A 4,972-nucleotide genomic window follows, 5' to 3' on the forward strand; every position below is an offset into this window, starting at 1 on the left:
ACGAGTGGGGGGGGCTCCTCCGGGATCAGGGGAAACGAACCCGACCCATGGCCGGAAGGAACAAGGCTCAGACCAACCACCAGGCAGAAAAAAATCCACCCAACGATTCGAAAAACCCCACTTTTAATGCAACAAAAAATACGCCCGACACCGTCTTGATGATACATGCTCAAATCGTCCATGGAGTATCCCGATGTGATAGGCATGGCAGGAATGGGACGGCGACCGGCGCCACACATGGAGGCAGAGATCATCGGCACGCGGCATCCCGGAGAGTCTACGGAAAATGAAGAAAATAAGAGAGATGAGGCCCAAATAAGAAATGAATGGCTTCTGTTATGATGCCGAAAATTTCGCAAAATAACAACCGCGACGTCATAACGCGACCTTCCCCTTGTAATCTCCCGACAATACGATAAAATATTTCAATTCCGGCCACACCTGCCCCTGATAACCACGCATGCCTGATGATGCCTGATTCATTGACGTCCCCGCTTTGTTTCTTTTTTTGCTGTGTAACCCTTTTATACTCAGGAGGTATCTCCATGCTTGTTCCTCAGTATGATGCCGTACACGTCATCTCGGATATTCACCTGGGTGGCACCCAGGGCTTTCAAATTTTCAACCAGCAGGAGGCCCTGGCCTGGCTGGTCGACCATCTGGCCACAGAACCGGAAGATAAAAAAGTGGCCCTGGTCCTGAACGGAGATATCGTCGATTTTCTCGCTGAGCCTCTGCCCCCCCATGCGCAGGAGTGCTACTTCCGGCCCTCACACGCCATCACCGACCTGGAACGCATCATGGAAGACCCGGCCTTTATCAAGGGATGGGAGGCCCTTGCCCGCTTCGTGCAAACACCTAACCGCACCCTGGTCGTCGTCCTCGGCAACCACGACGTGGAGCTCGCCCTGCCTGGGGTTCGGGAATGCCTGGCCAGCCGACTCTGCACAAAAAATGACGGCACACCGGATGACGCCGCACGGGGTCGCCTTCTCTTTGCCATGGACGGCACCGGCTTTGCCTGCCGGGTAGAGACCCGAAATATCCTCTGCATTCATGGCAACGAGACCGATGCCTGGAACCCGGTGGACTTCCATACCCTGGCCCGCATCAGCGCCCAAAAAAAACGACACACCCCCCTGACGGAATGGACCCCCAACGCCGGGACAAAAATGGTTATTGACGTGATGAACGAGATGAAGAGAACCTACCGATGGATCGACCTGCTCAAGCCCGAAACCGAAACCGTCCCCGCCCTGCTCCTGGCCATGGATGACAAGGCCGTCACCTGGTCACGGGTTAAAAAGCTCTTCGGCGTCGCCGCCGATTACCTTCGAGACAGACAGCGAGGCCCCGATCATTTTCTCAGCTGCGAAAGGGAATTTTCAGAATCCGAGGCCTCCGAGGACCAGGCCTTTCAATCCATGATGTCGGTCTCCTACCCCAGCCTCGCCGGCCCCACCGCCCCGGATACCACCAACATGGATGCCACCGACATGGACCTCCTCCTCTCCGAGATGGACACCCACGTGGCCCATGGCACCTCCCCGGCCGCCTTTGCCAATGACACCGCCCAACCTGAGTTCCTCGGCACCTGGGGCGCAATCTGGGACAAACTCCGGGGGCGTTCCCCTGAAGAAAATGTGCGCGAAGCCCTTCTGGGATGGCTGAAAGGCGATCCGACCTTCGACCCCACGGAACCAGACGCCACCTGCGAAAAGGTCCAAGACCTCATCGGCTCCGAGGTGGACGTGGTGGTGGCAGGGCACACCCACCTCCACAAAGCGATTAAAATGGAGACTGGCACCACCTATTTCAACTCCGGCTCCTGGATCCGACTCATGCAGCTCCCCCCGGACCTTCTGGGAAAAAAACCGTTTAAAAAGGTGTGGGCTGTGCTGAAAAAAGGGGACATGGAAAGCCTCGACACTGCCATCATCAACGGACGACCGCTCATCCGCCATATCCGTAGCGTGGTCTCCATCGAAAATGAGGCCAATGGAAAGGTCCTGGGAACCCTGGCCACCGTGGAGGAGAGTGATGCCGGATATCGCCTGACCCCCGTCCCCCAAGGCCAGCTGGGCTGCTGATAGGAGGGAGAGCCTTGAAGACATTCGCAATCCCGCGTTCTACCGGGTTTATTTTTGCGGAGGTCCTTAAAAAAGTAAGGAGAAAACCATGCGAAAAATTCGGTCGGTAAAGTTTGAATTGTTAAGACACGGTCCGCCCCACAACCAGCTGCTCTCACCTTTGACACGATACATGGGGCTTTGCGGGCGTCATGAGCCCACAACGGTGACCCTGACTTACGAGCAGCAAAACTTTATCACGCTGCTCAGGGCCTTACGCTACGGAGAGGAGGAGACCCAAACCAGGCAGGGGCAGATCCGAGAGTTGTCTGCAGCCATGGGACAGATCCTGGAGAAAGTTCCGGGTCTCATCGCCGATCTCTCCCTGGACGGCGAGGAACAGCTTGTCCACCTCCGGCTGGTCTTCTCCGCGTCGGAACTGGCCCTGCTCCCCTTTGAAATGGCCGACGCAGCCAAAGGGTTTCCCGGTGAGGGCTTGCCCCTCTCCCTTCAACAGGATGTCCCGGTGGTGATCACCCGAGAAATCCGGGGAATCCCCGGTCAAGGGATGTCCTGGACGCAAAGGCCCCGCATTCTCTTTGCCGCCGCTTCGCCCCCCGGGGTGGGAAGTATCCCCTTCAAGGCCCACCTCCTCGCCCTGCGGGTAGCGATCAGCCCCTGGCTTCCCCAGCCTTCGGAAAACGTCACGCCGACACAACGCCTGGCCCCTTTTCTCACCGTGCTGCCGGCCGCCACCCTGGAGCAGATCCAGGGGGCCTGTGCCAAAGGGAACTACACCCACATCCACATCCTCGCCCACGGCGCACGGGTACCGGACACCTCCGAGGCGCGATACGGCCTGGCCCTCTGCGATGACAGAGATCCTGGCAACGTGGATGTGGTGGATGGACAGAGACTCTCAGCAGCCCTGCGCATCAAAAAACGAGAAGAGGGCTTCTCCTCTCCCCTGATGGTGACCCTGGCAAGCTGCGACAGCGGCCAGCAGGGGTCGGTGGTACTCCCAGGCTCCAGCCTGGTCCACGCCATTCACAACGCGGGCGTCCCCCTGGTCATCGGCTCCCAGTATCCCCTCACCAAAGCAGGTTCCGTGACCCTGGCCCAGACCCTCTACTCCGGCCTTCTCTGGGGCAAAGACCCCCGGATCTGCCTTTACGAACTGCGCCAGCAACTCCGGCGTCAGGACCGCACCACCCACGACTGGGGAAGCCTCATTGCCTATGCCTCCCTGCCGGACGACATTGAAAACCAACTCAGGGAACTCAAAACCTCTCAGGCCCACCGCGCCCTTTCCGCCTCCCTGAACCGCGCCCACAATCTCACGGAAAAAGGCATGGATAAGTCAGACGAAAACTTCGACCGTGTCATCGAAGACATCCGGCACACCATCAACTTCGTCCCCGAAGCCAAAACCGATCGGGACGCCGCCTTCCTCGCCGCCCAGGAGACTCGCATCCACAAACTCTGCAGCCTCGGATCGGCCGAAAAACGCAAGGCCCAGGCCCTTTACCTCAAATACGATGATACCCTGACCACCGAGCCTCACGCGCGCGCGCCACTGCCCGACACCGCCCTCCAGGCCCTGGAACACGCCCTTGGGTTCTACCAACGGGCCAGCGCCATCAACGCCCATGCCCACTGGCCCGGCACCCAGGTGCTGAGTCTCTCCATATTTCTGCAGTTTCATAAAACCCAAAAAATGGCCCTGGATGTGCCCTTGTGGACTTTTCTTGAAGCCTCCGCCCTCTACGAGCTCAATCACCCAGACCCCTCCCACGCGCTCTGGGCCTGTGCCAACCTGGCCGAACTCTACTTCCTGGATTTCGTCGTGGATCCGGCACGCCCCCAGGACCCGTACCCCAACCCGCAGCGATTCGTCCTCAAACTAATTCAGGACGCCCCAACCCACGCGATTCAGCTCATCTCCTCCCGCTGGCAGTTCCACCGTTATACCCACATGCTTTATTTTGATAAGGTCTCAGCCAACTTTGCCGCAAAGCTCACCGCCATGCTGACCAAAGGAAAGCAGGCGAAACAGGAACCCCTGACGCAAGCGGGGTAATAAAGCACCGCCATGACGACGGAACATCGCTTTTCTCAGACTTTTACTCTCTCGTTTCCCGTCAACAGGTGGCCGTCCTCAGATAACATTTCGCCGGCATTCCTCCATTGCGACGGATGTCGCGATCTGATATTATTATATAAAATATCATTCCATTCACGAAGCAAAGTCATTCCCCACATCACAAGGAGGACACCATGGATTCAAGCGTTTACAAAATCATTGAAGTCGTTGGTCTGTCGGAAAAGTCGTGGGAAGACGCCGCCCATAAAGCGATTCAAACCATTGATAAGACATTGCGCGATATTCGCGTGGCAGAAGTCGTGAATATGGATATGCGGCTGGAGGACAACCGTATTGTCGCTTACAGAACCCGGCTGAAGGTGTCGTTCAAGTTCGACCAATAATCCCCGCCCCTGACACGAGCACTCCCTGAGAAACGATCCAAAATAAATTCCGTTTCCATTCAAGTAAGGTATAAAAGGCGTTCTTCGTGCCTGGTTCTTCGTGCTTCGTTCGGTGGGTCGCTACGCTCCGTGCATAAGAGATAAAGCCTTGCGTGGGTGGCGACATCCTAACCCGGATATTTCACGAGTTGGGTGCGCTCATATGCAAGGCATCAGAGCTGAAGATGTAGTGGTTTACCTCAAAGCTCTGATAACGCGGCAGATGAGTGCACCCAGCTCGCCCGAAGGGTGAGAAAATCAGACAGAATACTGTGGATTACATTTTGCATTTTTGAAATAATTGAAAATATTACTGCAAAGAACTGCAATTACGAACTATTCCTTAGTCCTGATTGTTTTCTCATGAAATATCCGGG

General features: G+C 56.6%; 5 protein-coding genes. 3 read left to right on the plus strand and 2 right to left on the minus strand.

The genetic code is table 11. The annotated features are described in order from the left end of the window. Both Q1Q75_RS22425 and Q1Q75_RS22430 read right to left on the minus strand, forming a co-directional pair. A partial coding sequence (locus tag Q1Q75_RS22425) for a hypothetical protein (RefSeq protein WP_300675429.1) occupies positions 1-260 on the minus strand: 260 nt, incomplete at its 3' end. A gap of 17 nt (positions 261-277) precedes the next feature. Continuing rightward, positions 278-547 (minus strand): hypothetical protein, encoded by a 270-nt coding sequence (locus tag Q1Q75_RS22430; protein WP_300675431.1) that lies wholly within the window; start codon positions 545-547, stop codon positions 278-280. Here Q1Q75_RS22430 and Q1Q75_RS22435 point away from each other — a divergent pair. The 3 genes from Q1Q75_RS22435 (at position 546) to Q1Q75_RS22445 (ending at position 4,556) form a co-directional block, all read left to right on the plus strand. Next, positions 546-2,090 (plus strand): metallophosphoesterase, encoded by a 1,545-nt coding sequence (locus tag Q1Q75_RS22435; protein WP_300675433.1) that lies wholly within the window; start codon positions 546-548, stop codon positions 2,088-2,090. The two genes, Q1Q75_RS22430 and Q1Q75_RS22435, sit on opposite strands and share 2 nt — an antisense overlap. Positions 2,091-2,178: 88 nt before the next feature. Beyond that, complete coding sequence (locus tag Q1Q75_RS22440; protein ID WP_300675435.1) at positions 2,179-4,149, plus strand: CHAT domain-containing protein; 1,971 nt, start codon at positions 2,179-2,181, stop codon at positions 4,147-4,149. 197 nt (positions 4,150-4,346) lie between these two features. Beyond that, on the plus strand, positions 4,347-4,556 hold the full coding sequence (locus tag Q1Q75_RS22445; RefSeq protein ID WP_300675437.1) for a dodecin family protein: 210 nt from the start codon (positions 4,347-4,349) through the stop codon (positions 4,554-4,556). The last annotated feature ends 416 nt before the right edge of the window (positions 4,557-4,972 follow it).

The sequence above is a fragment of the Desulfoluna sp. genome, from assembly GCF_030145185.1.
GTDB lineage: Bacteria > Desulfobacterota > Desulfobacteria > Desulfobacterales > Desulfolunaceae > Desulfoluna.

Coding starts and splice junctions, on each gene's coding strand:
- Q1Q75_RS22445 (WP_300675437.1), top strand. CDS start 4,347: ATGGATTCAAGCGTTTACAAAATCATTGAAGTCGTTGGTCTGTCGGAA.
- Q1Q75_RS22435 (WP_300675433.1), top strand. CDS start 546: ATGCTTGTTCCTCAGTATGATGCCGTACACGTCATCTCGGATATTCAC.
- Q1Q75_RS22440 (WP_300675435.1), top strand. CDS start 2,179: ATGCGAAAAATTCGGTCGGTAAAGTTTGAATTGTTAAGACACGGTCCG.
- Q1Q75_RS22430 (WP_300675431.1), bottom strand. CDS start 547: ATGGAGATACCTCCTGAGTATAAAAGGGTTACACAGCAAAAAAAGAAA.